This is a genomic window from Microbacterium sp. ZKA21, from assembly GCF_050434165.1.
GTDB lineage: Bacteria > Actinomycetota > Actinomycetes > Actinomycetales > Microbacteriaceae > Microbacterium.
The window spans coordinates 79207-94862 of the sequence record NZ_JBNPVV010000008.1 but is presented as its reverse complement, the minus strand read 5'-3'; the positions used below and the strand labels follow the sequence as shown (position 1 = coordinate 94862).

The window sequence follows — 15656 nt, the reverse complement described above, 5'->3', positions numbered from 1 at the left end:
CCTATGACATCTCGGCCGTTCCCGGACGACTTCCTCTTCGGTGCAGCGACCGCGGCGTATCAGATCGAAGGCGCCGCCTTCGAGGAGGGACGCACCGCGTCGATCTGGGATGCCTTCGCCCGGGTCCCCGGCGCCGTCATGGGCGGCGACAACGGCGATGTGGCATGCGATCACTACCACCGCTATCCGCAGGACGTCGCGCTCATGAAGCGCCTCGGCCTGCAGACGTACCGCTTCTCCACGTCGTGGTCCCGGGTGCGGCCGGATGGCGGAGCCGTCAACCCGCAGGGCGTGGACTTCTACAGCCGTCTGGTGGATGAGCTTCTCGGGGCCGGCATCCTGCCCTGGCTCACCCTGTACCACTGGGACATGCCGCAGGCCCTGCAGGATGCCGGTGGCTGGACGAACCGCGACACGGTCGACCGCTTCCTCGAGTACGCCGGCACCATGCACGACGCGCTGGGGGACAGGGTGAACGTGTGGACCACGCTCAACGAGCCGTGGTGCTCGTCGTTCCTCTCCTACACGGGCGGTGAGCACGCGCCGGGGCACACGAGCGTCGCCGAGGGGCTGCTCGCATCGCACCACCTGCTGCTCGCGCACGGAGCGACCGTGAAGGAGCTGCGCTCGCGCGACGCATCCCTCAACCTCGGGATCACGCTGAACCACACGGTCGCGGACCCGGTGGATCCGCACAACCCGGCCGACGTCGACGCCGCACGTCGTATCGACGGACAGTTCAACCGGTGGTTCCTCGACCCGATCTACCGCGGCGAATACCCCGCCGACATCCTGGCGGACATCCGGGCCGTCGACGCCGAAGCGGTCGCCCGCTTCGAGGCGGCCGTGCAACCGGGCGATCTCGAGACGATCTCGGAGCGCATCGACACGCAGGGCGTCAACTACTACCACGGAGACTACGTCTCCGGCACGGCACCCGAGGTTCCTCCGGTCTCGGGTGGCCCGCGCACCGAACGGCAGGGGCGAAGCCCCTACCCGTCGGATGCCGGCATCCACTCCGTCGAGCGCGGGCTGCCGCGCACCGCTCAGAACTGGGAGGTGCAGCCCGAGGGACTGACACGTCTGCTGCAGCGGGTGTGGACCGAGTACGCGCAGCCCGCGGGCGTCGTCCTCTACATGACCGAGAACGGTGCGGCCTACGACGACGAGCCGGTCGTCGAGGACGGCGAGACGCGCGTGCACGATGGGGATCGTGCCGAGTTCCTCCGCCTGCACCTGGCGGCCGTCCTCGACGCCGCGGATGCCGGGGTCGACGTGCGCGGCTACTTCTACTGGTCGCTGTTCGACAACTACGAGTGGGCGTGGGGCTACGACAAGCGGTTCGGGATCGTCCGGGTGGACTACGACACGCAGGAGCGCAGCCTCAAGGACTCGGCGCTCGAGTATCAGAGGATCATCGCCGCCCGGTCCCTCTAGCCGCCGGCATCCGACCGCCGGTTTCGAGTCGCGATGTTCGCTCGAAATCGGGCGGATCGGAGCGAACATCGCGACGCGAACGCGAGCGGGCGGCGCCACGGGTGAGAATGGGCGAATGGAAGAGTGCGTGCGATGACGGCGTCACGAGCGACGATCGAAGAGGTGGCCGCTGCGGCGGGCGTCTCGCGTTCGACGGTGTCGCGCGTCGTGAACGGGTCGACGTCGGTCAGCCCTGAGGCGCTCGAAGCGGTCAAGCGGGCGATCGACGAGATGAACTACGTGCCCAACCGGGCCGCGCGTTCACTGGCATCGCGGCAGACGCATGCGATCGCGCTCATCGTTCCCGAGGACACCACTCGGTTCTTCGGGGATCCGTTCTTCGCCGCGATCGTCGCGGGCATCACCGGCGCGCTCGGCGGATCGGACTATCTGCTCAACCTCCTCATCGCCAGCGACGACCCCGGCGACAAGATGACGAGCTTCGTGCGCAACGGCGGCGTGGACGGCGCGCTCATCGTCTCGCACCACTCGAGCGACGCGTACATCGAGCGGATCGCGGATGCCGTGCCGGTGGTCTACGGCGGACGGGCGTTCCACCTGCGCGACACCGACTACGTCGTCGACGTCGACAACGTCGCCAGCGCCCGGCTCGCGACTCAGCACCTGATCGACACCGGACGCACCAGGATCGCGACGATCACCGGCCCGCTCACGATGCTCGCCGCTCAGGACCGCGCGCAGGGCTTCCGTGCGGCGCTCGCGGATGCCGGCCTGTCGCCGTTCGCCGAGGCGGAGGGCGACTACAGCGAATCCGGTGGGGCGGATGCCGCTCGTCGCATCCTCGCCGCCGGCGCACCGGATGCGATCTTCGCGGGCAGCGACCTGATGGCACGCGGGGCCATCGGCGTCCTGCGGGGTGCCGGCCTGCGGGTGCCGGACGACGTGGCGGTCGTCGGCTTCGACGATTCCTCGGTCGCGCTCACCACGGACCCGCCGTTGACGACGATCCGCCAGCCCATGTACAAGCAGGGCGAGACGATGGCCGCGGTGCTGCTGGAGCACCTGGCCGGCGGTTCGCCGGAGCGGACGACGATCCTGTCCACCGAGCTCGTGGTGCGCGGCTCGGCGTGAGGTGGCGACGTCGCACTGTCCGTGAAGCGTCGGCGCGGCATCGGTAGCCGATCGGATGATGTGCCGCGGCATCCGTCGTCCGTAGGCTGAGGGCATGACCTCCCGCGCGCAGACGGACGGTGCCCGCGGCATCCTCGCGCCGGTGCGCTTCGGGCGCGCGCTGCAGATCGTCCTGCTCGCTCTGATCGTCGTATGCGCGCTCCGGTACGCATTGCGCCACGAGGACGCCGAGGCTCTGCCGCTCGTGCTCGCCGGCGCTGCGCTGCTCGCCGCCGCAGCCGTCCTGCGGCCCCTGGTTCCGCGCCGCGGCGCGTGGCCCGCCGCATGGACGCTCGTCGTCGTCGCACTGTGGGTCGTCCTCACGCTGACGGCGCCGTCGTTCGCGTGGTGCGCCGTCCCGCTCGCGTTCGCGGTGCTGCAGATCCTGCCGTTCTGGCCGGCCTCGGCCGTGGTCGCGGTGATGACGGGCGTCGTCATCGCCGCCGAACTCCGGCTGGCCGAGGAGTTCGATCCGACGATGATCGCGGGTCCCATCGGGATCGCCTTCGCGACCGTCGTCGCCTATCGGGCGCTGGACCGTGAGGCGCGCGCCAGGCAGCAGCTGGTCGATGAACTGACCGCGACGCAGTCCGACCTCGCGGCGGCCGAGCATCGGGCCGGCGCGCTCGCCGAGCGGGCCCGTCTCTCGCGCGAGATCCATGACTCGGTGGGGCAGGATCTCTCCAGCATCCACCTGCTGCTGCAGGCGGCGGAGCAGCAGTGGGAGCGGCGCCCCGACGCCGCGAGGGCACAGGTGCGCACCGCGGCCGATGCCGCGCGGTCGGGTCTCGAGGAGGTGCGCCGCGTCGTTCGCGACCTCGCTCCGTCCGAACTCGACGGTGTCGCCGGTTCCCTCCCGGCCGCGGTCGAGCAGGTCGTGGCGGATGCCGCGGGCATCGACGCGTCGTTCCAGAGCCATGGGGTGATCGGGGATGTGCCGCTCCCGGTCGCCGCGGCCGTGATCCGCACGGTCCGGGGCGCGCTCGCGAACGTCGCCGAGCATGCCGGAGCGACGCGGGCCGTGGTGAGCATCACGGCCCAGCCGGATGAACTGCGCGTGGACGTCCGCGACGACGGCGCGGGGTTCGACGCCGACCCCATCGCCCGACGCGATCGCGCGCGGCAGCGCCGATCGTCCGGGCGCGGCCGCGGATTGGACGGGATCGAGGAGCGCATCACGGCGCTCGGGGGAACCCTCGAGATCGAGTCGACGCCCGGCGAGGGGACGACGCTGTCCGCGGTGTTCCCGGCATCCGTGCTCGCGGCAGGGTCGGACTCGTCGGTGTTCGGAGAGGGAGACGTGCGATGATGCTGCGGCTGGTGCTGGTCGATGATCATCCGGTGGTCCGCGCAGGCCTGCGCGCGCTGATCGAATCCAGCGACGACCTGCAGGTGGTCGGCGAGGCTTCCGACGCGGTCGGTGCGGTCGACATCGTCGCGGCCGAGCATCCGGATGTGGTCCTCATGGACCTGAGCCTCGGCGACGGCGTGGGCGGCATCGAGGCCACGCGCCGGGTCGCAGCGCTGGATGATGCTCCTGCCGTGCTGGTGCTGACGACGTACGACACCGAGTCCGACATCCTGCGCGCTCTGGATGCCGGAGCCCGGGGCTACCTGCTCAAGGACGCCCCGCCGGCGGAGCTGTTCGCCGGCATCAGAGCGGTGGCGAGGGGCGAGCCCGCACTCGCGCCGTCGGTGGCCGCGACGCTCATGCGGCGCGCGGCGTCGCCGGAACCGCGGATGACCGAGCGCGAGGTCGAGGTGCTCGAACTCCTCGCGGACGGCCAGGGCAATCGCGAGATGGCGCGAGCACTGTTCGTCTCGGAGGCGACGGTGAAGTCGCATCTGTCGCACATCTACACCAAGCTCGGCGTCGACACGCGGGCCGGTGCCGTGGCCGCGGCGATCGAGCAGCGCATCATCCGGCGCTGACCCGACCCGCGAGACTTCCGTTGCGGGGTGACACCTGCCTTGCCCAGCGCTGTCTCGCCTCGCAGAATACGTCTCGCGGTGAGGGTTTCGAGGATGCTCGATCTCGCCCCCGGTGGAGATCGAGCATCCTCATCATGAGGTCAGCGGCGAAGCATCCACCGCGTCATGCCCGGTATCCCTCCGATACGTGCCGTGCGACGCGGTTCGCGGACTCGACCCCGAGCCCGATGCTCGCTCATGCACGGGACGCCCCTCCCCGACGACGCGCGCATCACTGAACACTCATTCAGTGAGTACGATAGCGGGAAGCCGGGGGAATAGGAAATGGACCGGAAGGATGCCGGATGGCGCGCTCCGTGGAGCAGAACCGTGCCGCCCGTGAGCGTGCACGGGAGAGCATCCTGTCGTCGGCGATCGAGCTGTTCGCCGAACGCGGTGTGCACGGCGCGACGATCGCAGAGATCACCGGCCGAGCGGGGGTCGCGCAGGGCCTGGTCAACTACCACTTCGGCGGCAAGGACCAACTCGTCGGCGAGATCGTGGACCGGTGGTTCCGCCTGCTGATCGGATTCCCCGAGGCACGCGCCGGCACGGCGGATGACCGCCTGCGCGGCATCATCGACAGTTCGCTCGCTGCGGCATCCGGCAACCTTCCTCTGCACCGTGCCGTGCTGACGATGCAGCAGGATCCGGCGCAGTTGCGCTTCTTCGCCGAGGCGGCTGCCCGCAACGCCGAGGACGTCGCAGCCGCCGAGCTGGCCGTGCGCGCGATCTTCGTGGAGCGGGGGGCGGCGGATCCCCTGCTGGAGGAGGTCATGCTCCGCACGACGCTCGAAGGCGTCGTGCTCAAGTACGCCGCCGCAGGCGGGGCCTTCCCGCTCGACGCGGCGCGCGGCTGGGTGCTCGGTCTCTACGGGTTGGATGCCGAGTGAGGGCGATCGATCTCAACTCCGATCTCGGCGAGAACACGCCCGACCGGATCGTCGGCGACGACGCGGGAATGCTGGAGATCGTCACGAGTGCGAACGTGTCCTGCGGCTTCCACGCCGGGAGCCCGGAGGGGATCAGGGACACGCTCGCCGCGGCCGTGCGCGCGGGCGTCGTGATCGGAGCGCATCCCGGCTATCGGGACTACGAGAACTTCGGGCGCTCTCCGATGGACGTCGACTCGGCGACGCTGCAGGCGCACGTCGAGTATCAGCTCGGCGCGCTGATCGGTCTCGCCTCGGCCGTGGGCGGCACGGTCGCGTACGTGAAACCGCACGGTGCGCTGTACAACACGATCGCGCGCGACGAGCGACAGGCGCGGGACGTCGTCGCCGCGATCCGAGCGATCGATCGAGGGCTGGTACTGCTCGGGCCGGCCGGCGGCGTCGTGCTCGATGTCGCGGAGCGGTCGGGACTCGCGGTGGCTGCCGAGGCGTTCGCCGATCGCGCGTACCTTCCGGATGGTCGGCTCGTGCCGCGGACGCAACCGGATGCCGTGCTGCACGACCCCACCGCCGTCGCCGAGCGCATGACGCGTCTTGCCGCGGACGGCGTGATCCGCGCGGTCGACGGGACGGATGTCGCGGTATCCGCGCAGTCGATCTGCGTGCACAGCGACAGCCCAGGCGCAGTCGAGATGGCTGCCGAGGTCCGGCGCCGGCTCGAGGCGGACGGCGTCGTCATCGCGCCGTTCGTCGAGGTGTGAAATGGGCGCTGTCCGAGGTGCGGGTGCGGTGGCGGTTCGGGTCGCGAATTCTGTCGCTTCGGCGCTGCCCGAGCGACACGATTCGCGACCTGGACGGAGGCGTCGCTGATGCGCGTCCTCACGGCATCCGATCGTGCGCTGCTCGTCGAGGCGCGCGACCTCGACGAGGCGATGCGGTGGAACCTCGCGTGGACAGGCGTGCCGGGCGTCGTCGAGCGCGTTCCCGGTGCGCGCACCGTGCTCGTGCGCTTCGACCCGTTCCGGACGTCTGCCGACGCGCTCGTCGCCGCGCTCGAGGCGACGATCACGGATGCCGAGCAGGCGATGCCGACGCGAGAGGTCGTGGTCCCGGTGCACTACGACGGGGAGGATCTCGAGGAGGCCGCACGGCTGCTCTCGGTGTCGCCCGATGAACTCGTGCGGCGGCACCTCGCGGCCGAGTGGCATGTCGCGTTCTCGGGGTTCGCGCCTGGTTTCGGGTACGCGGTCAGCGGGGACCCCTTCTTCGACGTGCCGCGTCGGTCGACGCCGCGCACGCGTGTCCCAGCGGGGGCGGTGGGGCTCGCCGGTCCCTTCACGGGGGTGTATCCGCGGGAGACCCCGGGCGGGTGGCAGCTCATCGGGCGCACGGATGCCGTGATGTGGGACATCGATCGCGATCCGCCGGCGCTGCTGTCGCCCGGCACGCGGGTGCTGTTCGAGCAGGCAGGGCGACAGGTCGTGGCAGCGGGAGGCCCGCGTCCTGCGCAGGCGCTCCGGGGCGCGGCGGCCGCGCCGGATGACGCCGGTCGTCCGATCGCGGGCATCGAGGTCGTGCGTCCACCGCTGCAGCTGCTCGTCCAGGATGCCGGTCGGCGCGGTTTCGCTGCTCTCGGCGTCTCCTCGTCCGGGGCCGCGGACCGTCGTGCACTGCGCGACGCGAACCGGGCGGTCGGCAATGCGTCGACCGCGGCGGTTCTCGAGTGCGTCGGGTCGGCGGTGTTGCGCTTGCACGGTTCCGGCGTCGCGGTCGTCACGGGAGCGGTGGGGGACCTCGGCCTCGTGACCGCGGACGGAACCGAGCATCCGATCGCGCACGGCGTCCCGTTCGCGACGGCCGAAGGCGACGAGGTGCACCTCGGGCACCCCGAACGCGGCATCCGCTACGTCATCGGGGTGCGCGGCGGGGTGGCCGCGGCATCCGTCCTCGGGAGCCGGGCGACGGACACCCTGGCCGGGCTGGGACCGGCGCCGCTGGTCGAAGGGGATGTGGTCGCGGTCGGACGGGACGCGGTCGCGGCGGTCGATGACGTCGTCATGCCCCGGGAGCTTCCCGCGCCGGGCGAGCGTGTCGAGCTCGCGATCACGCTCGGCCCACGTGATGACTGGTTCACCCCGGAGGCGCTCGACGTGCTGGTGAGGCAGGAATGGCTGGTCACGCCGCGTTCGGATCGGGTGGGCGTCCGGTTGCAGGGCGACGTGCCGCTGGAGCGCGCGATCCAGGGTGAGCTGCCCAGCGAGGGCGCTGTCACGGGTGCCGTTCAGGTGCCCCCGGACGGGCAGCCGGTGCTGTTCGGTCCGGATCATCCGATCACGGGCGGTTATCCGATCGTCGCCGCGCTCACGGATGCCGCATTGGACACCGCCGGCCAGCTGCCGCCCGGTGCCCGCATCCGGTTCCGCGTGGTGTGACCTCGTTCATCCGCCGGATTCCGGCCTGATCCCGGCATCCGTTCCGGAGGAGAATGCGCGATCCGGAGGAGCCGAAGGGCCGTTCGGATCCTCCGGATCGCGGGTCGTCCTCCCGTTCGGATGCCGCGGGCCGCGTGTGCCGCGGCCCGCGCGCCCCGATGCGCGGGCCGCAGGCTACTCCGGGTCGCCGCCGAGCGGGCCGACCGCGGGGATGGGGCCGCCGTCGTCCGCGCCGGTCTTGCGCCAGCGGGCGATGGCGTTGCCCACGTGGTAGATGAGCAGCGCCGCGATCGTGCCGATGACGATCGGGCCGAGCTGGAAGCTGCCCCAGCCCATCGCGAACCCGGCGATCGCCGTGACGAACGACACCGCGACCGTGTACTGGTTCACCGGGCGCGAGAAGTCCACGCGGTTGTCGACCCAGATCTTGATCCCGATCACGCCGATGAGACCGTACAGAGCGGTGGTCACGCCGCCCAGGACGCCTGCGGGGATCGTGTTGAAGATGACACCGACCTTGGGCGAGAAGGCGAGCAGGATCGCCACGATGCCGGCCACCCAGTACGCGGCGGTCGAGTAGACGCGGGTCGCGGCCATGACGCCGATGTTCTCGCCGTACGTCGTCGTGCCCGAGCCGCCGAAGCCGCCGGCGATGGTCGTCGCGAGACCGTCCGCGATGAGCGCGCGGCCGGTGTGCTTGTTGATCGAGGGGTCCTCGGTCATGGTCGCCACACCCCGCACGTGGCCCACGTTCTCGGCGATGAGCACGAGCACGACGGGCAGGAACATCGGCACCAGGGCCCAGGCGGCCGGGTCGGTGATCGCGGCGAGGTGGAAGTCGGGAAGGCCCACCCACGCGGCATCCCCGACGGCGGAGAAGTCGACCTGTCCCGTGAACGCGGCCACGATGTATCCGACGATCACGCCGAGGAAGATCGAGATGCGGCCGAGGAATCCGCGGAACAGCACGCTGAACAGGATCACCGCGATCAGCGTCACCGAGGCCAGCTCCGGCTGCTGCTGGAAGTTGTTCCAGGCCGCGGGTGCCAGGTTGAAGCCGATCAGCGCGACGATCGAGCCGGCGACGACGGGCGGCATGAGCTTGTCGATCCAGCCGGCGCCGACGGCCTGCACGAGGAAGCCGATCCCGGCGAGCAGGATGCCGGCCGCGGCCACACCGACCAGGGCCTGCGAGATCTGTGCGCCGGTCTCGAGCGTCTGGCCCGCGTTCACCGCGGTGATCGGCGCGATGAACGCGAACGACGAACCCAGGTAGCTGGGCAGGCGGTTGCGCGTCAGCAGCAGGAACAGCAGGGTTCCGATGCCCGAGAACAGCAGGGTGGTCGAGACCGGGAAACCGGTGAGGATCGGAACGAGGAAGGTGGCGCCGAACATCGCGATGACGTGCTGTGCGCCGATCGCGATGGTCGCGGGCCAGCTCAGGCGCTCTTCGGGTTTGACGACCTGGCCGGGTGCGACGGTGCGGCCGTCGCCGTGGATCTTCCACACGGGCATGGGGGCTCCTCAGGGATCGGGGGCTGCGAGGGATGCTGGGGCAACACTACCGATTCCTGGGCGTTCGCTGGGAGCGCGGGCCTACGCGGTCAACCGCTCGAGAAGCTCCCGATAGCGGTCGGCGGTGCGCTGGACGATGTCCTCGGGCAGTGCGGGCGGCTCGCCCTGCTTGTCCCAGTTCGACGCCAGCCAGTCGCGCACGATCTGCTTGTCGAAACTCGCCATGCGCTCGGACGGCGTCGTGCCCGTCTCCCACGCCTCGGCATCCCAGTACCGCGACGAGTCGCTCGTCAGCACCTCGTCGGCGAGGCGGAGGGTGCCTTCGGCATCCGTCCCGAACTCGAACTTGGTGTCGGCGAGGATCAGCCCCTTGGTCTCGGCGATCTCGGCCGCGCGGGCGTAGATGCGCAGCGAGGCGTCGCGCAGCTCGGTCGCGCGGGCCTCGCCGACGAGCTCGACGGTCCGCTCGAACGTGATGTTCTCGTCGTGCTCGCCCATCGGCGCCTTGTACGCGGGGGTGAACAGCGGCTCGGGCAGGCGATCGCCGTTCTCGAGTCCGGCCGGCAGCGGGATGCCGCAGACGGTGCCGCTCTCCTGGTACTCCAGCCATCCGGACCCGGTGATGTAACCGCGGACGACGCACTCGATCGGCAGCATCTCCAGCGACTGCGCGAGCATCGCGCGATCGGCGACGGATGCCGGAAGCTCGCCGTCGGCGAGGTGGTTCGGGACGTCGTCCAGCTGCGCGAACCACCAGCGGCTCAGGCTGGTCAGCAGCGCGCCCTTCTGGGGGATGCCGGGGGAGAGCACGAAGTCGAACGCGCTGACGCGGTCGCTCGCGACGACGAGGATGCGCGGGTCCGCGGCGTCCTCCGAGGCGTACAGATCACGGACTTTGCCGGAGTACACGTGCCGCCAGCCGGGGATTCGCATCGCTTCGCTCACCAGGCCATCATCCCAGAACGTGTCGGCGCTCGAATACGCTCGAACGCGATGGACGACACGATGCTCACCGATCGCCTGATTCTGCGCCGCCCCGTCGACGTCGACATCGATGCGATCCACGAGATCTACTCGGATCCGCGCGTGTGGGAGCACTACCCGAGTCTGCGCCACGTCGACCGTACGAAGACGGAACGGCTGGTCGAGCGCTGGATCAGCGGATGGGATGCCGCGGGCCTCGCGTCCTGGATCATCCGGCGCCGCGACACCGGCGAGGTCATCGGCAACGGCGGGTGCACGCTGATCGGCCATGGAGATGCGGCCGTGTGGAACTTGGGGTATCGGATCTCGGCCGACCAGCACGGGCACGGCTACGCGACCGAGACGGCGCGCGCGGCGGTCGGCGCAGCAGGCGGCGTCCGGCCCGACGTACCCGTCGTCGCCTTCATGGTCGAGCACAATCGCGCTTCCGTCGCGGTCGCCGAGAAGCTCGGTCTCACACTGGTGCACCGGGGCCCGGATGCCGGCAATCCCAACCCTTCGGCGGTACGGCTCGCCTATGCGGACCGGCCGCTGACGGAACCGCAGCGGCGGACGATCCTGGGGTGACCCGCGCCGGCACCGACGTCCGACCCCGGGTGTAGCTTTGCCGAGTGACCCCAGAGCAGACATCGTCCACAGGTACGTACGCGATCGGCCACCGGCCGCGCAGCCCGTGGCCCGCCCTGTGGGCGATGGTCATCGGCTTCTTCATGCTCCTCGTGGACACGACGATCGTCTCGGTCGCCAACCCGGCGATCAAAGCCGCACTCGATCCCGACACGAACAACCTCGACCGCGTGGTGTGGGTGACAAGCGCGTATCTGCTCGCGTACGCCGTCCCGCTGCTGATCACCGGACGCCTCGGCGACCGGTTCGGGCCGAAGAACATCTACTTGATCGGCCTGGCGGTGTTCACCGCGGCATCCCTCTGGTGCGGCCTGTCGACGACGCTCGAGGGCCTGATCGCGGCGCGTGCCGTGCAAGGGCTGGGAGCGGCGTTCATGACGCCGCAGACCATGGCCGTGATCACCCGGACGTTCCCGCCCGAACGTCGAGGGGCCGCGATGGGGCTGTGGGGCGGTGCTTCAGGCGTCGCGATGCTCGTGGGGCCGCTGGCCGGCGGATTCCTCGTTGACGGTTTCGGCTGGGAGTCGATCTTCTTCATCAACATCCCGGTCGGCATCGCCGGGTTCGTGCTGGCGTGGATCTACGTGCCCAAGCTCGAGACGCATCCGCACCGCTTCGACATCCCCGGCGTCTTCCTCAGCGCGATCGCCCTCTTCCTCATCGTCTTCGGCCTGCAGGAGGGCGAGGCGTACGACTGGGGCATGATCTGGGGGCCGATCTCGGTGTGGGGCCTGATCGTCACCGGCGTCGTCGTCCTCGGTCTGTTCATCTGGTACCAGGCGCGCACGAAGAACGAACCCCTCGTGCCGCTGGAGCTGTTCCGCGACCGCAACTTCTCCTGGGCGAACATCGCGATCGTCACCGTCGGCTTCACCGTGACGGCGCAGTCGCTGCCGCTGATGTTCTTCCTCCAGCTCGCGCGCGGGCTCACCCCGACCGAGTCTGCGCTGCTGATGATCCCGATGGCACTCATGGCAGGCTTCCTGTCGCCGTTCGCCGGCAAGCTTCTCGATCGCATCGATCCGCGCCTCATGCTCGTGCCCGGTCTGCTGCTCGTCTCGGTATCGCTGTTCCTGTTCGCACTGATGATGGACACCGACACCGACGTGCTGTGGATGCTCATCCCCTCCGCGATCCTCGGCATCGGCAACGCCGGCATGTGGGGCCCTCTGGCGACCACGGCGACGCGCAACCTCCCGCCGCGACAGGCGGGAGCCGGAGCCGGCATCTACAACACGATGCGCACGATCGGCTCTGTGCTGGGGTCCGCCGCGATCGCCGCCTTCATGCAGAGCCGGATCGAGGCGAACCTTCCCGGCGCGGCCGACGCTCCCGGCGGCTTCGGCGGCGCCGCGCTGCCGGATGCCGTGGCCGAGCCGTTCGGCGTCGCGATGGCGCAGACGATGCTGCTCCCGGCGGCGTTCATCCTGCTCGGCGTCGTGGCGGTGCTGTTCCTGCGGGGCCGGCCCAAGATCAGCGCCTGAGCATCCCTCATTTGCGCCCGAACGTGGCATCTGGTGTGCTGAAGCGATGACGATCGAACTCGTGCGCCCCACCGTCGACCTCTTCGAGACCTGGGCGGCCGCAGTCGCCGAGTTCGACGGCGGCCACATCGACGGCGGCGGATACGAGGCCGGTTTCGTCCCCGACCGAGCGGCCTGCGAGGCATTCGTCGAGAAGGCGCGGCGCTACGCGGACCCCGACGCGCAGCTGCCGGACGGCCACGTGCCGTGCGACTTCTTCTGGATCGTCGAGGCCGATCAGGTCGTCGGCTTCATCGCCTTCCGGCGCGAGCTCAACGACTGGCTGCGCCGGTTCGGCGGGCACATCGGCTACTCGGTGATCCCGTCGCGTCGTCGTGAGGGGATCGTCAAGAACGCGTTGCGCCAAGTGCTCGCCATCGCGAGGGCAGACGGGTTCGAGCGCGTCATGCTCACGTGCGACGACGACAACCCCGGCTCCTACCGAACGATCGAGGGCGCCGGCGGCGAACTCGAAGACGTCATCGATGCCGCGGAGGCCGGACACCCCAGGCTGCGCCGCTACTGGATCGAGCTCTAGCCGCTCGGGGGCCACCGCCAACCAGGTTCTGCTGCATATCTCTGCAATTGCCACAGTAAACACATGGCGCATTTACAGAGAGGTGTCGCAAACCCCGGGGTGGAGCGATGAACCGCGGCGGACTCACACCTCGGTCCACACCGCACGCGCGGAGGCGCTGCGCTCCACGGCATCCAGCACGCGCTGCACGTGCAGCCCCTCGGCGAACGTCGGATGCGGATCGTGGCCGTTCGCGATCGCTTCGATGAAGTCCTTCGCCTGGTGCGAGAAGCCGTGTTCGTACCCGAGCATGTGCCCGGCCGGCCACCATCCTTCGAGGTACGGATGCTCGGGCTCGGTCACGAGGATCCGGGTGAAGCCCTGCTCGAGCGGTGGACGCGTGGCGTCGTAGAATTCGAGGGCGTTCAAGTCCTCGAGGTTCCAGTGCAGGGCACCGGCATCTCCGGAGATCTCGATGTCGAGGGCGTTCTTGCGCCCGGTGGCGAACCGGGTGGCCTCGAAGCTCGCCAGCACACCAGAGTCGAATCGCCCGTGGAACAGGGCGAGATCGTCGACCGTGACCTTCCCTCGCTCCCCACCGGCGGTGCCGCCGAGCCCGATCGCCTCGGCGAGTACCGGGCGCTCGGGGACGATCGTCTGCAGCGCGGCGGATACCTGCGTCAGCGCCTGCCCGGTCACGAACTGCGCCATGTCGACGATGTGCGCGCCGATGTCGCCGAGTGCGCCGGAGCCTGCGCGATCCTTGTCGAGCCGCCACGTCATCGGCGATTCCGGATCGGAGAGCCAGTCCTGGCGGTAGCTCGTGCGCACCTGCCGGACTGTTCCGATGCGACCCGCCGCGATCATGTCGCGCAGGAGGGTGACCGCCGGCACCCGTCGATAGGTGAAGCCGACCATCGCCCGGATGCCGTGGGCTGCGGCATCCCGTGCGGCCTGGTGCATCGCCTCGGCTTCGCGGACCGAATTCGCGAGCGGCTTCTCGCACAGCACGTGCTTGCCCGCGGCGAGAGCGGCGATCGCGATCTCGGCGTGCGAATCACCCGGCGTGACGATGTCGACCACGTCGATGTCATCGCGGTGGATGACGGCGCGCCAATCGGTGGACGTCTCCGCCCACCCCCAACTGAGGGCGGACGCGGCCGTCGTCTGCGCATCGCGGCCGACGAGCACCGCCGTCCGGGGGACCGACGGAAGGTCGAAGGCAGCGGGTGCCTGACGCCACCCGGTGGAGTGCGCCGCCCCCATGAATCCGTGACCGATCATCGCCACGCGCAGTTCGGTGGTCATCTTTCCTCCCGGGGACAGCGCGGGGCGAGCGCCGAAGCGCTCGCCCCGCAAGTGGATCAGGACTCGAACGCGAGATCGATGAACTCGTCGACGTTGTCCTTGGTCACGACAGGGGCATCCAGCACGATCCGGTACGGGACGCTGGGGGTGACGAGGTCGCTCATCGTCTTGCCCTGGGCGACGAGCCGTGCCAGCGCGATGCCATCGGCCGCCTGCGTCGACGGATAGATCACGGTGGCTTTGACGACGGTGTCGTCGGCCTTGATGTGGTCCATCATGTTGACGCTGCCCGCGCCGCCGACCATGAAGAACTCATCGCGTCCGGCCGCGTCGATGGCCGCCAGAACGCCGACGCCCTGGTCGTCGTCGTGGTTCCAGATCGCGTCGATCTTCGGGTTGGCCGACAGCAGCTGCGACGTCGCGCTCTCGCCGCCGGCGACCGTGAAGTCCGCGGCGACGCGCGGGCCGACCTCCAGGCCGCACTCCTCCAGGGCATCCTTGAAGCCCTGCGACCGGTCCTGCGTCAGCGGCAGGGAGTCGATGCCGGCGATCTCGGCGACGACGGCGTCGCTCTGACCGTCCAGCTGCTCGCAGATGTAGGTGCCCGCACTGACGCCCATGCCGTAGTTGTCGCCGAGGATCGTGGCGCGCGACGCGAACGTGCTCGAGAACTCGCGATCGACGTTGATGACGGGGATGCCGGCATCCATCGCCTTCTGCGCCACCTGGGTCAGCGCCGCGCCGTCCGTCGGCAGGAGCACGATCGCGTCGACGCCTTCGTTGATGAACTGCTCGACCGCCGCGATCTGCTGGCTCGCGTCGTTCGTGCCCTCGGCCTGGCGCAGTTCGACATCGTCGAAGCCTTCCGCCGCGTTGATCGCGCCCGAGTTGATGGCGCCGAGCCAGCCGTGGTCGGCCTCAGGGCCCGACCATCCGATGACGACCGTGTCGCCGGATGCCGTGTTCTCCTCGCTCGTGGTGCCCTGGTCGCCTGTGCTCTCTTCGCCCTCTGTGCCGTCACTGGTGCATCCGGCCAACAGGGAGACGGCGAAGAGCGCCGCCGCTCCGACCATCAGCGGGCGAAGCCCGCGTTTGCGCATGCCGTGCATGTCTTTCCTCCTTGAAATGTGATGCAGATGCGTGCGGTGCGAGCAGGGATCCGAGACCCCCATCGGTGCGCACCGGCGCTGTGGGTCAAGTTAGCAGAACCCGCCGTGGTTTGAACAGCTTTTGTTCAGCCACTGGCACAAGTGGTCGGATGGTGAAAAGCCGGACGAAA

The 15656-nt window shown here is 69.8% G+C and carries 14 protein-coding genes; 10 read left to right on the top strand and 4 right to left on the bottom strand.

Going from position 1 to position 15656, the window contains the following annotated elements:
• Positions 1-3 precede the first annotated feature (3 nt).
• The 7 genes from M2317_RS15685 (at position 4) to M2317_RS15655 (ending at position 7903) form a co-directional block, all read left to right on the top strand.
• A complete protein-coding gene (locus M2317_RS15685) occupies positions 4-1437 on the top strand; it encodes a GH1 family beta-glucosidase (protein WP_429461730.1) in 1434 nt (477 codons plus the stop codon).
• A 132-nt stretch (positions 1438-1569) separates the two neighbouring features.
• Positions 1570-2568: a LacI family DNA-binding transcriptional regulator gene (locus tag M2317_RS15680; RefSeq protein ID WP_429461727.1), complete on the top strand. Its 999-nt coding sequence runs from the start codon at positions 1570-1572 to the stop codon at positions 2566-2568.
• A 94-nt stretch (positions 2569-2662) separates the two neighbouring features.
• The gene (locus tag M2317_RS15675) at positions 2663-3916 is read left to right on the top strand and encodes a sensor histidine kinase (RefSeq protein WP_429461726.1); all 1254 of its coding nucleotides are present in this window, start codon (positions 2663-2665) and stop codon (positions 3914-3916) included.
• Positions 3916-4539 (top strand): response regulator, encoded by a 624-nt coding sequence (locus M2317_RS15670; RefSeq protein WP_429461968.1) that lies wholly within the window; start codon positions 3916-3918, stop codon positions 4537-4539. The genes M2317_RS15675 and M2317_RS15670 overlap by 1 nt, the downstream gene beginning before the upstream one ends.
• Positions 4540-4883: 344 nt before the next feature.
• Positions 4884-5471 carry a TetR/AcrR family transcriptional regulator gene (locus tag M2317_RS15665; RefSeq protein WP_429461724.1) on the top strand — a complete coding sequence of 196 codons (588 nt, stop codon included), beginning with the start codon at positions 4884-4886 and terminating at the stop codon, positions 5469-5471.
• Positions 5468-6232 carry a LamB/YcsF family protein gene (locus tag M2317_RS15660; RefSeq protein WP_429461722.1) on the top strand — a complete coding sequence of 255 codons (765 nt, stop codon included), beginning with the start codon at positions 5468-5470 and terminating at the stop codon, positions 6230-6232. Before M2317_RS15665 ends, M2317_RS15660 begins: the two co-directional genes overlap by 4 nt.
• Positions 6233-6340: 108 nt before the next feature.
• Positions 6341-7903, top strand: coding sequence for a carboxyltransferase domain-containing protein (locus M2317_RS15655; RefSeq protein WP_429461720.1), 1563 nt, complete (start codon positions 6341-6343; stop codon positions 7901-7903).
• 174 nt (positions 7904-8077) lie between these two features.
• Here the strand turns inward: M2317_RS15655 and M2317_RS15650 are convergent, their stop codons facing one another.
• Both M2317_RS15650 and M2317_RS15645 read right to left on the bottom strand, forming a co-directional pair.
• Complete coding sequence (locus M2317_RS15650) at positions 8078-9418, bottom strand: uracil-xanthine permease family protein (RefSeq protein WP_429461718.1); 1341 nt, start codon at positions 9416-9418, stop codon at positions 8078-8080.
• 81 nt (positions 9419-9499) lie between these two features.
• A complete protein-coding gene (locus M2317_RS15645; RefSeq protein ID WP_429461967.1) occupies positions 9500-10351 on the bottom strand; it encodes a phosphoribosylaminoimidazolesuccinocarboxamide synthase in 852 nt (283 codons plus the stop codon).
• A 60-nt stretch (positions 10352-10411) separates the two neighbouring features.
• Here M2317_RS15645 and M2317_RS15640 point away from each other — a divergent pair, with 60 nt between their 5' ends.
• The 3 genes from M2317_RS15640 (at position 10412) to M2317_RS15630 (ending at position 13090) form a co-directional block, all read left to right on the top strand.
• Positions 10412-10969 (top strand): GNAT family N-acetyltransferase, encoded by a 558-nt coding sequence (locus M2317_RS15640; RefSeq protein WP_429461717.1) that lies wholly within the window; start codon positions 10412-10414, stop codon positions 10967-10969.
• Between the two features lie 125 nt (positions 10970-11094).
• Positions 11095-12513: an MFS transporter gene (locus tag M2317_RS15635; RefSeq protein ID WP_429461965.1), complete on the top strand. Its 1419-nt coding sequence runs from the start codon at positions 11095-11097 to the stop codon at positions 12511-12513.
• A gap of 46 nt (positions 12514-12559) precedes the next feature.
• Positions 12560-13090 (top strand): GNAT family N-acetyltransferase, encoded by a 531-nt coding sequence (locus tag M2317_RS15630; protein ID WP_429461715.1) that lies wholly within the window; start codon positions 12560-12562, stop codon positions 13088-13090.
• Positions 13091-13213: 123 nt separating this feature from the next.
• Here M2317_RS15630 and M2317_RS15625 read toward each other — a convergent pair whose 3' ends face one another.
• Positions 13214-14377: a Gfo/Idh/MocA family protein gene (locus tag M2317_RS15625; RefSeq protein ID WP_429461713.1), complete on the bottom strand. Its 1164-nt coding sequence runs from the start codon at positions 14375-14377 to the stop codon at positions 13214-13216.
• Positions 14378-14433: 56 nt separating this feature from the next.
• Positions 14434-15486 carry a substrate-binding domain-containing protein gene (locus M2317_RS15620; protein WP_429461711.1) on the bottom strand — a complete coding sequence of 351 codons (1053 nt, stop codon included), beginning with the start codon at positions 15484-15486 and terminating at the stop codon, positions 14434-14436.
• Positions 15487-15656: the final 170 nt, after the last annotated feature.